Source organism: Homoserinibacter sp. GY 40078 (genome assembly GCF_008017545.1).
Taxonomy (GTDB): Bacteria; Actinomycetota; Actinomycetes; order Actinomycetales; family Microbacteriaceae; genus Homoserinibacter.
On sequence record NZ_VRTZ01000001.1, the window covers coordinates 1,326,295 to 1,339,577 of the forward strand.

Here is a 13,283-nt window from a genome sequence, read left to right on the forward strand (position 1 = left end):
CACACGCGGTCTCGAACGCGCTGGCGCTGGTGTTCGTCGTCCTGGCGTGAGGTCGGGGATGACCGGGGAGCTCGTCAGTCGAAGTCGAGGCTGAGTTTGCGCAGCAGGCCCGCGAGCCGCTCCTGGTCCGACGCCGAGAGGCCCCGCAACAGTTCTGCCTCGCGGGCGACGAGCTCGCGGATGGCGGTGTCGACCGCCTCCCGGCCCGCGGCGGTCATCGAGACCAGCACCCCGCGTCCGTCGTGCGGGTCGGTGCTGCGCTCCACGAACCCGCGCCGCACGAGCCGGTCGATGCGGTTCGTCATCGTGCCGCTCGAGACGAGCGTCTGCTGCAGCAGCGTCTTCGGGCTGGCCTGGTAGGGCGCTCCAGCCCGTCGCAGGGCGGCGAGCACGTCGAACTCCCACGGCTCGAGACGCGAGCTGGCGAACGCGTCCCGGCGCGCGCGATCGAGGTGCCTCGCGAGTCGGGCGACCCGCGACAGCACCTGCAACGGAGAGAAGTCGAGCCCCGGATGGGCACGCTGCCAGGCGGCGACGATCCGGTCGACCTCGTCGTTCTCAGGCATCCGCCCATTATCGAGGCGCGGGTGGACAGTCGACCGGGGGACGCGCTGACAGAATGGAGAGCGCGCTCTGCGCGATCCGCCTTGGTGTAACGGCAGCACGACGGCCTTTGGAGCCGTGAGGTCCAGGTTCGAATCCTGGGGGCGGAGCAGTGATCGGTTGCGGGGGCGGCGGCGGTCTCGCCCACGGCCCGACTACATGAGGTACCCGGGCGGCGCGATCTGAACTCCGAGTCCGTCGGGGATGACATTCGCGCGGATTGCAGGTGGGGGCATCCGACGGTGCTCGCCCTCGACCGGTTTCATCTGCAGGTCGGGGGAGATCCAGGGGGCCGGGTCTCGATGGAGAAGACCGCGGCGAGGGAGCGCCTCTGCGAGAGCGTCGCGGTTGAGGGGTTCGGTGGAGAGCTCGATGAACGTGCCGGCACCGATTGTCCGGGCCCCGTTCGTGGTGGCGTCGATGAGCGTCGAGTATTGCGAACCAAGGAACGCCCACCAGACCGGATGTGGCGGCAGGCCCATCCAGCCTTCATTCGAGCGGGGGCGGAATTTCCGTTCCACTTCCGGGCCTACCCGGATCTGACTGCCCGACCATGTGAAGTTCCTGACGACCTCGGCCACGGCGAAGAAGCAATCGAGTCGTTGTGCCAGATCGAGGAACAACGCCTGCAGCGGGTCGCGCCACTGTGCCTCGTGGAGGCTTGCGGCGAGCACGCTGAGATGCACGGTGGTGCCGCGGCTCCCCGCACCGATCGAGCCATCGAGTACGGGCTTCGTCCCGGAGAAGTGCAGCAGGTCGTCGTCGGCTGACTCCGAGATGAATCGGGATGGACCGTCACGGTCGAGGCGGTACTGCAGGGGTTCGAACGATCCGAAGCGGCGTGGAGCGGCCTCGGGCAGATAGCGGCCGACCGATGCCAAATATTGGGATGCGACGTCAATGCGGGAAGGTGCATACCACCCGAATTCCACGAGGTCGACGAGCCCCGCAGGTTCTGGGGTCGTCGACCTCCGAGCACCGGCCGGATCGATCGCATCGGTCTGTGGGTCCCAGCTCATGCCCCCGAGGGCCCGGACGATGGCGCGAATGAGTTTCCGGGTTCGTGCAATCGATGCGGAGGTACTGCCCTCCACGAGCACGTCGACTTGGAACGAGAACCGAACGGAGCGGCTGACGACCTCATCCGGCAGGTCCTCCTCTTCGACCCGCACGGGCCGCGCGATGGAACAGCAGTAGGTTCCTGCGCCCCGGGTGACGACCCACCCAGGCCCGTCGGTTGCGACAGAGAGATCAGGTTCTGCCTCGATCAGTTCGATGAGCGCATCGGTCGGATCTGTCTCGAAGTAGACCGTCAAGTCGTAGGACATGAGGGTGATTCTCGTCTATCTCGGCGACGCTCCGAAACACGACGGAGCTCCTCGCTGTTTCGCACCCCGCCCCGAACGGGGGCTGCCCTTGCGTGAGCGATGCTCGGTAGCGTCCAGGCACCACCATTCGTGCCGAGAGGTCCACCCGATGACCCGCTACAGCACCTCACCATCGCCGCGCCGCGGCGGATCCGGCGTGCCCGGACGCCTGTTCGGTGCGCTCGTTCTGGTCGCGCTCGTGGTGGCGGTCGCCTGGTACTCGGGGTGGCTTCCCGCGAGTCCGCCGTTGCTCGCCGGGCCCGCGCATCCCACCGCCACGAGCGACGACTTCGAGCCGGCGAGTGACCAGCAGTCGTCCGACGCCGAGGAGGAGCCCGGTGGGCTCTGGTCGTGCAATTGGGCTCCCACCTACAACGACGACTGGCACGACGACGTGCTCTGCACGCGCGGGTTCGAGAGCAAGCGCCCCATCCTCCTGCCGGACTCCGATTTCGTCACGGAGGACGAGATGCGGCAGGCGGGTCGCGAGTACGAGGCGAAGCTCAACGGCTGAGGCCACGAGCGCGACGCGCAGGTGACCCCAGCCGTCGGTGCCGGTCGCCGATGAGGGCCGCGTCAGGCGGCCTCGGACTCGGGCAGTCCCGTCTCGATGATCGGGATCGCGCGCGCCCGGGGGCGCCGCGGGCGGACGTTGAGCAGCCGCAGCGGCACGATCGCGCCGATACCCGCGAGCACCGCCCCGACGACGAACGCGGCGATGTAGCCGGATTCGCCGGGGAGCCCGGCGACGACCGTCGAGCCGACTACGGCGGTGAAGATCGTGGTGCCGAGTGCGCCGCCGATGGTCCGCACGTTCGCATTGATCCCGGTCGCGATTCCGGTCTGGGTGGCGGGTACCGACTGCACGATCAGGTTCGGCGTGGCCGACACGGTGAGACCCGTTCCGATGCCGAGACCTCCCGTCGCGATCGCGAGCTGCCACGCAGAGTCGTGGAAGACAGCCATCGACAGGATCGACAGCGCCGAGATCGCCGCCCCGGATGCGAGGAGCGCGGGGAACGGGATCCGGCGGCTGAGCGGCCCGACGACGAACCCGATCGTCGCCATCGTGACGAGCATCGGCAGCATGATGAGGCCGGTGAGGCTCACGCTCGCGCCGATCCCGAATCCAGATGAGGTCGGCGTCTCGGCGAGCCGGGGGAGGAACGCCCACACCCCGAACATGGCGGCGCCGGTCAGCAGAGCAGTGAGGTTGGTGGTCCAGACGCCGGGGATGCGCATCATCCGCATGTCCACGAGCGGCACGCGTGAGCGCAGCTCCACCGCGATCCACGCCACGATGAGCAGAACCGCGAGCACGAGCAGGCCGACGACCCACGGCGACCCCCAGCCCCACTGGTTGCCGGCGCTGAGCGGCAGCAGCAGCGCGACGAGCCACCCGGAGAGCAGTACCGCGGCGGAGATGTTGATGCCTCCCGTCGCGCGCTCCCCGACATCAGCGATGCGGAAGGCGAGCGCCCCGGCGATCAGCGCGAGGCCGAGGGGCAGCACGAAGAGGGCGCGCCACCCGAACGCCTCGGCGATGGGGCCGGAGATGACCGTGCCGATGCCGGATCCGACGGCGAGGATCGCGGAGAGCGCGCCGATCACCGAGGGCACGCGGCGCGCCTCGAAGGCGTCGCGGGCGATCCCGAACCCGAGCGGGAAGATCGCGCCGCCGAGTCCCTGGAGGACGCGCGCGAGGAGCATGACGACGAGGTTCGGGGCGAGCGCTGCGAGCACCGTGCCGACGGCGACGGCGACGATCGCGGCCAGGAAGACGCGGCGACGGCCGACGAGGTCGCCGGCGCGGCCGAGCAGCGGTGTGGCGACCGCAGCGGTGATGAGCCAGCTGGTGATGATCCACGTCTGACCGACCTGGTCGGCGTGGATGTCGTCTCCGAGCACCGAGAGCACGGGGATGAGCAGCGACTGCAGTGACGAGACAGCGGCGAACGCGGCGGCGATCGCGGCGAACGCCAGGCGGGGTCGGGCAGGGCGAGGCATGGGTGGCCTTTCGACGGTGTGAGTGCGCGGATGGCGCAGATGCGGCATCGATGACGCCGGAGTAGAGTGGAGGTAGGCTCCGTTCGGAGGGCGCCTCCGTTTAGACAGTAGCGGAGGCTGCCTCCGTTTTGCAAGTCGCGCCGGATCGCGCGGCGCGGAGCCCCCAGGAGGTCCACATGCATTCGAGCGCGCAGCAGCTCCTCGACGAGCGTCGCCCGACACGTGCCGACGCCCGCCGCAACTTCGACGCTCTGCTGGTCGCGGCACGCGACGCGTTCGCCGAGCACGGCCTCGACGCCTCCCTCGAAGACATCGCCCGCCGCGCCGAGGTCGGCATCGGCACGCTCTACCGAAACTTCCCCTCACGCGACGAGCTCGTCGAGAACGTCTACCTCGGCGAGGTCGCCGCGATCGCCGGATACGCGGATCAGCTCGACGGCACGCCGCCCGGTGCCGCCTTCGTCGCCTGGATGCGGCGCTACGCCGACTTCGCCGCCGCCAAGCACGTGCTGCTCGACGGCATCAATCGGGATTCGCCGACCCTCAGCGCATGCCGGGGCGTGCTGTTCGGTGCCGGTCAGCCGTTGCTCGAACAGGCGCAGCGCGCGGGCGAGGTGCGAACCGATGTCACCATCGAAGACGCCGTTCGGCTCATCTCAAGCGTCGCGGGCGCCGTGTACGCCGACCCGGACCAGCGGGAGCGCATCATCGGCGTCGCGATAGACGGCCTCCTCGCCCCGCGGGGCTGAACTCCGCACGCCTCGCGAGCGCGTCGGCGGATGCTGCGCGACGCAAGCGGGTGGCGCGCGCCGGACGTTGGCGGAACCGACGCGCGCCACGACTCACTCCGGGCGCGCTCCTCGGCGGTTCGGAGTCTCGATGGGCGCCGCATCCACGAAGGTGCGTGCCCGCACAGCGCCTTCTGCATCCGTCAGCCACAGATGCAGACGCGCGGCGGCCCCCGGCGGCGGAACCTCGAGGGTCAGGGCCTCGCTCAGCGCGAACGGCGCGACCTCCGCGATCGGCGCGCTTGCGAGAGGAGCGGCATCCGTCCGGAACGCCGAGCCCGCCGCGCCCCAGGCCGCGTGCACCACGCCCGCGAGCGGCGACGGCCCGTGGTGCGAGACGTGCACGTCGATCGCGAGGGGCGCATCCGGAACCTCGATGTCAGCGCCCGCGTGCCGTGGGATCACGTCGACCACGAGCACCGTGTCGGCGTGGACGGACGCGTAGTCGAGCCCGCCCGCATCCTTCGGTCGCCGATCCGCGTCGACCGCCCCTGCCATCTCGTGTTCGACGTCGGTCAGCTCGGTGTAGACGTAGCCGGCGAAGCGGTCGTGCCGCCGCAGCTCCTGCGTCTGCCAGCGTGAATGCCACGCGCGCTCGAGGCTGGTGAACCCGGCTCCGTACTCGCTGTTGACGATCGGCACGCCGGTGCGCGGGAAGTCCGCGGAGCCGTAGAGGCTCTTGTCGACGATGAAGTCCGGGCCGAGCTTCACCGGCCAGTCCTCGCGCTCGCCCGAGGCGAGGTCCGCGAGGTTCTGCGCCCACGACTCGGCGTCCTCGTCGTAGTAGTGCCAGTCGACGAGGTCGGTGCGCACGTGGTTCCAGCCGGAGTTCTCGACGATCGGCCGGGTCGCGTCGAGCGCGCGCATCGCCTCGTACGCGTCGACCGCCGCGGCCGCCCGTTCGGGGCTCCCGGGGATGTCCCAGTCGAGACCCCACTCCTCGTTGTAGAGCCCCCAGACCACGATCGACGGGTGGTTGCCGTCGCGCTCCACCATCGTGGGCAGCTGGGCGAGGAACGCCTCGGCGGATGCCGGGGTCCAGCGGCTCGGAGCGGGCGGCTCCGCCCACACCAGCATCCCCATCCGGTCCGCGTAGTGCAGCCAGCGTGGCTCCTCGAGCTTGATGTGCTTGCGCACCATTGTGAAGCCGAGGTCGCGGGCGAGCTCCAGATCGGCGACGAGCGCCTGGTCGTCCGGCGCGGTCAGCCCGCTGCTCGGCCAGTAGCCCTGGTCGAGTACCCCGCGTAGGTAGATCCGCTCGCCGTTGAGGTAGAGCTGCTCGCCCCGCACCTCGATGCGGCGAAGCCCAGCGGTGACGACCACGTGGTCGTCGGCCGTCGACACCTCGATCTCGTACAGCTGCGGATCCTGCGGCGACCACAGTCGCGGCTCGGTCACGTCGATCCGCGCCGCGAAGCGCCCGTCCACAACCGGGAACGGCACGCCGTCGATGCGCACCTCGGCCGCATCCGCCTCGCCGCTGACGTCGAACCCGGTCAGCGAGTCGCCGCGCACCACCACCGAGCGGATCTCCTCCCGCCCGCGTCCCTCGAGCCAGACCGACTGCCAGATCCCCGAGGTCGGGGTGAACGAGACGCCGTCGTAGTCGTCGCGGGGGATCGAGCGCTGCTTGCCGTGCACGATCTCGCGCTTGTCGGCGGGGGAGGTCACCTCGACGACCAGCTCGCCCGAGAGGCCCGTGACCTCGAACTCGAACGGCACGCTCCCGCCGACGTGCTCCCCGAGCAGCGTCCCGTTGAGCGTCACCCGGGCGTGATGGTGCACGCCGCCGAAGCACAGGTAGGTGCGCGGCCAGTCCGTCGCCGGCACCTCGCGCCGATACACGCCGTGCTCGAGCCAGCTGCGCTGCACCCCGGAGGCGGGGGTCTCCCACGCGAACGGCACCGTGATGCTCGTCGCTCCCTCGTCCGTCTCGAACCCCCACTCGCCGTTCAGCGGCAGCCACCGGTCGGAGCGGTCGCGATCCGGGCGCGGGTAGTCGGGCTTGGGGATGGTCATGCGGTGCCTTTCCATGGCTCAGCCCTTCACGCTTCCGGCGAGGATGCCGTTGATGAAGTGCTTCTGAAGGAGGAAGAAGATGACGAGAAGCGGGATGAGCGCCACGGTGCTCGCCGCGAGCAGCTCGCCGGTGACGGTCGCGTAGTCCGCGCCGATCTTGTTGCCGGAGATCGTGGAGGCGAGCGTCGACAGCACGACCTGCAGCGTCGCCATGCGCTCCGAGCTCGCGACCACCACGGGCCACACGAAGTCGTTGTAGATGTTCATGACGGTCAGCACGGCGAGGCCCGCGAGTCCGGGGCGGATGATCGGCACGACGATCCGCCAGTACAGGCCGAACTCGCCGCATCCGTCGACGCGCCCCGCGTCGAGCAGCTCGTCGGGCACGGCGGCGATCACCTGCCGCATCCAGAAGATCGCGAACGCGTCGACCGCCCCCGGCAGCACGAGCGCCTGGTACGTGTTGACCCAGCCGAGCTCCTTCATCTCCAGCAGGAGCGGGATGATCAGCACGATCGTTGGAAGCATGAGGGTCAGCAGCACCGTGCCGAACAGCAGGTTCTTGCCCGGGAAGTCGTACTTGGCGAAGGCGTAGGCGGCGAGCGGCGCGCAGAAGAGCGTGATGGAGCCCTTCAGCACGAGCACGATCGCGGTGTTGAGGAAGCCGTGCCAGATCGGCACGTCCTCGAACATCCCGATGAAGTTGTCGAGGCCGAAGGTGCTCGGATCGAACGCGAGCGGATGCCGGATGATGTCGTTCGCCGGCTTGAACGCCGACAGCACGGCCCACACGACCGGCGCGAGGAAGGCGACGGCGAGCACGATGAGGAACGCGTGCGAGCCGATGTGCGGGCGCCGGCGCTCGCCGGCCCGAGTGGTGAGGGTCATGATCAGTCCTTCGCCCTCAGCAGGCGCACCATGCCGAGCGACAGGGCCATCACGAGGATCACGAGCAGGAACGAGTTCGCCGCGCCCGTGCCGAGATCGCCGCGGGTGATGTGGTTGTAGAGGTAGAGACCGGCAGTGGTGGTCGACGAGTACGGACCGCCCTGGGTGACGACGAACGGCTCGGCGAACATTTGGAACACGGCGAGCGTCTGCAGCACGATCGCGAACATCAGGGTGCGTCGGATGAGGGGCACGGTGATGCTCCAGATCCGGCGGAGCCGGCCCGCGCCGTCGAGCTCCGCGGCCTCGTAGACGGTGGAGTCGATCGACTGCAGCCCCGAGAGCAGGATCACGACGATGAACCCGGTGGTCTTCCAGATGAAGAGCAGGGCGAGCGTCGGCTTCGCCCACTCGCTCGAGGTGAGCCAGGCGATGTCGGGCAGCCCGAGGGCGCCGAGCACCGCATTGACGGCGCCGTAGTTCTGGTCGAACAGCACGACCCAGATCTGGGCGACGGCGACGAGCGGCGTGACGAACGGGACAATGAACGCGGTTCGGTAGAAGCCCCGCATCCGCAGCTTCGCGTTGTCGAGCAGGATCGCCGCCGCGAGGGCGATGACGAGCTGCACGGGGATGATCAGCAGCCACAGCACCGCGGAGTTCGCGAGCGAGTTCCAGAAAGCCGGGCTGGTGAGCAGGTAGGTGTAGTTGTCCCAGCCGACCCATTCGGCCGAGCCTGCGCCGTGCCAGTTCGTGAAGCTCAGGCGCAGGGTGAACAGCATCGGGTAGATGCCGAACGCGAGGAACAGGGCGACGAAGGGGGCGACGAAGACGTAGGGCGCGAGTCGTCGCGTGATCGGGAGCCCCGCGCCGCGGCGCCGCGGGCGCGCTGGGCGTGGAAGCGATGTCGTGGTCACGGGGCTCCCGATCTCGGTGGTGGTCAGCGGATGACGGACTCGGCTACTGCCGGTCGATCAGGTTCGCCTGGATGTCGGCCGTCGAGTTGTCGATGACCTCCTCGGGGGTCAGCGATCCGTCGAGCATCAGCTGGATGTTGTTGCCCAGGTAGTCGACGGCTCCCGCCCACCAGCTGGGGGTCGGCACTCCGCCCGGGATCTCGGCTCCCGCCTCTGTCGCGATGGCCCACAGGTCCTGGCCGCCGAACGCGTCGACGGGCTGGAACAGCGGGGTGCTGGGGTCGGCGGCGGGCGCGTAGCTCGGGATCGAGGTGTTGAGCCCCTCGGGGTAGACCGAGTTCGGCCCCCACACGGCGGAGTATCCGGCCTCGTCGAACATCAGGAACTCGTAGAAGAGCCAGGCCAGCTCGGAGTTCTCGCCGTCCTTCGGGATGATGAACGACGATCCGCCCATCGCGCCGGATCGCGCGCCGCCGTCGGTCCATGCGGGAAGCGGCATGGCCCGCCAGTCGCCCGAGGTGTCCTCGAGCAGCTGCTGGGGTGCGAAGTCGAACCAGAGGGCCCAGGGGTAGAAGACCTGCTTGCCCGCGTCGAGCGTCTCGATGTCGGTCGGCGAGAGGTACTCGGCGCGTGTGCCGAGCCCCTCGGTGCTGACGGTGTCGAGGAAGGTCAGGATCTGCTCGTACTCGGGGGAGTCGAGGCGGAGTTCGCCGTCGGCGTCGGTGATCGCGGTGCCGAGCTGGCTCGCGTACATCTCGAGCTGCAGCTGGCCGAGGAACGGGCTCTGCTCGAGGTGGATCGGGCCGGCGTCGGGCACAGCCTCCTTGTATGCGCGCGCCGCCTCGAGCAGGTCGTCGTAGGTTTCGATCGACTCCGCGTCGATGCCGGCCGACTCGAGTGCGGTCTCGTTGTAGAAGAGCAGGCCGGGGTCGAGGTCGAACGGCACGCCGTAGATGCCGCCGTCCTGCGAGTTCACGTCGAGCTTCTGCGGGGCGATGTCGTCGGCGTAGGGCGCGAGCACGTCGCTCAGGTCCCACAGGTGGTCCGCGTATCCGGCGACGAGCTGGTCGTCGAGGAACACGCCGTCGGGCACGTCGCTGCCGGTGATGAGGGTGTTCTGCAGCTTGGCGGCGATGTCGACCGCCTCGTGGTGCACGACGATGTCGGGGTACTTTTCGTTGAACGCGGCGATCGCCTCGTCGAACACCTCGAAGAGATCGCCTTCGCGATCCCAGATGGTGATTTCGCCGGACGGCGACGCCTCGGTGGGGGCCTGGAGCTTCGACGGATCGGCGGTGCTGTCGCTGTCGCCGATCGTCGGGCCGCAGGCCGTCAGGCTCAGGGTGAGCGCGGCGAGCCCGCCGAGCGCGGCGACTCGGGTGATGCGCTGGTGCATGGGGACACTCCTTTGTGCGGGACGTTTGCCAACGTATGCAAAACCGTACAGGATGCTTGCACACGTTGCAAACGCTACGATCGGTGAGGATCAGGGAGGTGCGATGCCTGCAACGCTGAGGGACGTCGCCGAGCGCGCACAGGTCTCCATGCGCACCGTCTCGAACGTCGTGAGCGGCTACGCGCACGTGAGCGATCGCATGCGCCAGAAGGTCCTCGACGCGATCGCCGAACTCGACTACCGCCCGAATCCGGTGGCACGCACCCTCCGCACCGGGCGCACGGGGATGCTCGCGCTCGTCGTCCCCGAGATCGACGTGCCGTACTTCAGTGAGCTCGCACGGGATGTCATCAACGCCGCCGCAGAGGTCGGCTATCGCGTGATGATCGACCAGACCGGCCACGATCACGACCGCGAGCGGGAACTCCTCACCGGTGCCGACCGCACGATGCTCTTCGACGGGGTGCTGTTCTCCCCGCTCGTCACGCGCGGCGAACTCCTCGCGATGAACGAGCGCAGCTCCATGCCCCTCGTCCTCCTCGGCGAGCACGAGTTCGACGGGCGGTTCGACCACGTCGCGATCGACAACGTCCAGGCCGCGCGCGACGCGACCGCGCACCTCATCGGACTCGGCCGGCGTCGCATCGCCGCGATCGGCGCCCAGCCGGACGAGCAGTATTCGACCCCACAGCAGCGGACCGCCGGATTCGAGGCGGCGCTCGCCGACGCCGGTCTCGCCCCCATCCGGATCGAGGCGGCCGCGCACTACCGACGCGCCGACGGCTATCAGGCGGCGCGCGCCCTGCTCGACCGCGACCCGCGCCCCGACGCGATCTTCTGCTACTCCGACCTGCTCGCCATGGGTGCCCTCCGCGCGGTCTTCGACGCGGGCCTCCGGGTGCCCGAGGACGTCGCCATCATCGGCATCGACGACATCGAGGAGGGGCGGTACGCGCGCCCGTCGCTCAGCACCGTGTCGCTCGACACCCCCTTCATCGCGCGCAATGCGGTCGCGCGGGTGGTCGCGCGGATCGACGACCCCGATGCCGAGGCGGCGGAGATCGTCGCCCCGCACGCCGTCATCCCGCGCGAGAGCACGCTCGGCAGCTGAACGCATCGTGCCCCGCCTCGGTGACGAGACGGGGCACGACTATCGGTGCGGTGATCAGACCGGAACCGACCACTGCTGCGGCCACAGGCCGTTGCAGTCCCAGATCTTCAGATCGGTGCCGATCGTCAGGTTGCCTGCGGGCAGATCGAGGCAGCGTCCCGAGCCGGGGTTCAGGATCGAGCCGTTCGACTGCGGGATCCACTGCTGCCCGGCGCTGCCGTCGCACGTCCACAGCTCGACCTTCGTCGAGTTGGCGGTGCCGGTGCCCGAACCGTCGAGATCCATGCACTTGCCGAACGAGCGGAGCGTGCCATCCGGGTAACGACTCCACTGCTGCCCCTGAACCCCGGAGCACGTCCAGATCTGGATCGCACGCCCGTTCACCCCGGTATTCGTGTCGACATCCACGCACAGGCCGTTGCCCGCGGGCCCCACGATCGGACCGGTCGGCTGACCCGGCAGCGACCAGACCTGCGCCGAGGTCCCGTTGCAGTCGTAGATCTGCAGATCGGTGCCATCCGCGGTGTTGTTGGACGGCAGATCGAGGCACCGACCCGATTGCGGATTCAGCAGGCTGCCGTTCGCCTGCGGTCGCCACTGCTGAGCACCGGCATTCGGCAGGCAGTCCCAGAGCTGCACCGGGCTGAAGTTGGCCGTGCCGTTCGCGGTGATGTCGAGGCACTTCCCGAACGCGCGGATGGTGCCGTTGGCCTCAATGGTCCAGCGCTGGCCGGTCGCAATGCCGCACGTGTAGAGCTGCACGACGCGCCCCGAATCCGCGGTGTTGGTGTCGACGTCCACGCACTTGCCGGCGGGACCCGTGATCTGACCCGTCGGCCCGGGGATCGTGCCGAGTCCGAAGCGCAGCTCGCACAGATTGCCGGTGCCGCGCCAGGTGGCCGCGAAGTAGACGAAGCTCGTGCCGTCCTCCCGCGGGATCGCCGGGGTGGAGTAGCCGGGGCACGACGGGTTCCCCGAGCCGTAGCTACCGGTGGGGTTGACCGTCACGGGTGCTTCCAGTTCGGTCCAGGTTCCGGAGCCGAGGGAGGTGTTGGCGAAGAGCACCGAGCCCGATTCGACGAGCACCGTCTTGCTTCCGGTCGGTCCCGCGGTCACGCGCTGACCCGAGAGCAGGAGCGTGCCGTTCGGCCCTCCGCCCGGCGCCCAGCTGATGTAGGGAGTGTGCAGCAGGCCGCGCGAGTCGGTCGTCTGCACGAGGGTGCCCGCCGTACCGAGCGTGCCCCAGTTGAGGCCGTCGGAGCTGAACTTGATGTAGACCTCGCACGCGTGATCAGCGTTCGTGGCGTCGCGACACATCTCGTACGACATGACGAAGTCGCCGTTCGGCAGCTCGGCGAAGGTCTGCATCCCCGGCCGCGCGAGGTTGTCGCTCGGGAAGGCGACATCCTGGGTGAGCGTGGTGCTCCACGTCGCACCACCGTTCGTCGAGGTGTAGTGCCCGATCACCTGGTTGTTGGTGCTGCTGTTCGCCGGACGCTCGTCGGAGATGACGCACGCGAGCGTGTCGTTGTCGGCGACCAGGAACGCGGGCTCCCAGATGCCGTGCCCCCAGCTGTTCGGCAGGCCGGAGGTCGACGTGCAGTCGGAGAGGTAGCTCCACGTGCTGCCGTGGTCGGTGCTGCGGAACACCTCGATCTTCTGGGTCGTGTAGTTGCCGACACTCCACGCCGTGCCCGCGGCGAGGATGTCGCCCGCGTTCAGCCCCGTGATGTTGCGTGGCACTTCGAAGAGCGTCGGCGCCTCGATGTCCCACCCGGAGGTGTGCGAGGTGATCGTCGAGACCTGGCTCCAGCTCGAGCCGCCGTCGGTGCTGCGGTAGATCGGCAGTGATCCGGCCGCGCCGTGGCCTGCTTTCGCGAAGGTGGCGAGCATCGTCTGGTTCGAGCTGCCGTCGTGGTCGAGGCGGATCGCGCGGGGGTAACCCGCGGTGCCGTTCGGATAGGTGCTGAGGTTGGGGGAGTAGAGGATCTGCCCCGCCTGCGTCGCGGATGCGGCGGGCGCGGTGGGCGGATACGCCGCGAGCAACAGCGCTGCGGCGACGGCCAACACGGTTGGCAGGACGACTCGACGTCGAGGTCGTGCGATGGTGGTCATACCCGAGCCTTTCGAGAGACGCGCCAACGCGGTTCCACCATGCCGCAGATTTGCACACGTTGCAAGACGCAA

General features: G+C 69.1%; 11 protein-coding genes and 1 tRNA gene. 4 read left to right on the forward strand and 8 right to left on the reverse strand.

Annotated features, from left to right (window positions below; translation table 11 throughout):
- Positions 1-74 precede the first annotated feature (74 nt).
- Positions 75-566, reverse strand: coding sequence for a MarR family winged helix-turn-helix transcriptional regulator (locus FVQ89_RS06365; protein ID WP_147901011.1), 492 nt, complete (start codon positions 564-566; stop codon positions 75-77).
- Between the two features lie 75 nt (positions 567-641).
- Here FVQ89_RS06365 and FVQ89_RS06370 point away from each other — a divergent pair.
- Positions 642-713, forward strand: a tRNA-Gln gene (locus FVQ89_RS06370).
- A 45-nt stretch (positions 714-758) separates the two neighbouring features.
- On the opposite strand, the gene FVQ89_RS06375 is transcribed toward FVQ89_RS06370, so the two are convergent.
- Positions 759-1,931: a hypothetical protein gene (locus tag FVQ89_RS06375; protein WP_147901012.1), complete on the reverse strand. Its 1,173-nt coding sequence runs from the start codon at positions 1,929-1,931 to the stop codon at positions 759-761.
- Between the two features lie 148 nt (positions 1,932-2,079).
- Here FVQ89_RS06375 and FVQ89_RS06380 point away from each other — a divergent pair, with 148 nt between their 5' ends.
- Positions 2,080-2,484 carry a hypothetical protein gene (locus FVQ89_RS06380; protein ID WP_147901013.1) on the forward strand — a complete coding sequence of 135 codons (405 nt, stop codon included), beginning with the start codon at positions 2,080-2,082 and terminating at the stop codon, positions 2,482-2,484.
- A gap of 62 nt (positions 2,485-2,546) precedes the next feature.
- Here the strand turns inward: FVQ89_RS06380 and FVQ89_RS06385 are convergent, their stop codons facing one another.
- A complete protein-coding gene (locus FVQ89_RS06385; protein ID WP_187264934.1) occupies positions 2,547-3,977 on the reverse strand; it encodes an MFS transporter in 1,431 nt (476 codons plus the stop codon).
- Positions 3,978-4,153: 176 nt separating this feature from the next.
- On the opposite strand from FVQ89_RS06385, the gene FVQ89_RS06390 reads away from it, so the two are divergent.
- A complete protein-coding gene (locus tag FVQ89_RS06390) occupies positions 4,154-4,726 on the forward strand; it encodes a TetR/AcrR family transcriptional regulator (RefSeq protein WP_147901015.1) in 573 nt (190 codons plus the stop codon).
- A gap of 93 nt (positions 4,727-4,819) precedes the next feature.
- Here FVQ89_RS06390 and FVQ89_RS06395 read toward each other — a convergent pair whose 3' ends face one another.
- Genes FVQ89_RS06395 through FVQ89_RS06410 form a run of 4 tightly spaced genes read right to left on the reverse strand, consistent with a single transcriptional unit; the run spans position 4,820 to position 9,985 of the window.
- Positions 4,820-6,784 (reverse strand): glycoside hydrolase family 2 protein, encoded by a 1,965-nt coding sequence (locus tag FVQ89_RS06395; protein WP_147901016.1) that lies wholly within the window; start codon positions 6,782-6,784, stop codon positions 4,820-4,822.
- A gap of 18 nt (positions 6,785-6,802) precedes the next feature.
- On the reverse strand, positions 6,803-7,672 hold the full coding sequence (locus tag FVQ89_RS06400) for a carbohydrate ABC transporter permease (protein ID WP_147901017.1): 870 nt from the start codon (positions 7,670-7,672) through the stop codon (positions 6,803-6,805).
- A gap of 2 nt (positions 7,673-7,674) precedes the next feature.
- Positions 7,675-8,589 (reverse strand): carbohydrate ABC transporter permease, encoded by a 915-nt coding sequence (locus FVQ89_RS06405; RefSeq protein WP_222706046.1) that lies wholly within the window; start codon positions 8,587-8,589, stop codon positions 7,675-7,677.
- 43 nt (positions 8,590-8,632) lie between these two features.
- Complete coding sequence (locus FVQ89_RS06410) at positions 8,633-9,985, reverse strand: ABC transporter substrate-binding protein (RefSeq protein ID WP_147901018.1); 1,353 nt, start codon at positions 9,983-9,985, stop codon at positions 8,633-8,635.
- 103 nt (positions 9,986-10,088) lie between these two features.
- Between FVQ89_RS06410 and FVQ89_RS06415 the strand changes: the two genes are divergently transcribed.
- Positions 10,089-11,096: a LacI family DNA-binding transcriptional regulator gene (locus FVQ89_RS06415; RefSeq protein WP_147901019.1), complete on the forward strand. Its 1,008-nt coding sequence runs from the start codon at positions 10,089-10,091 to the stop codon at positions 11,094-11,096.
- A 54-nt stretch (positions 11,097-11,150) separates the two neighbouring features.
- Here FVQ89_RS06415 and FVQ89_RS06420 read toward each other — a convergent pair whose 3' ends face one another.
- Positions 11,151-13,211, reverse strand: a complete 2,061-nt coding sequence (locus FVQ89_RS06420) for a sialidase family protein (protein WP_147901020.1) — start codon at positions 13,209-13,211, stop codon at positions 11,151-11,153.
- Positions 13,212-13,283 lie beyond the last annotated feature (72 nt).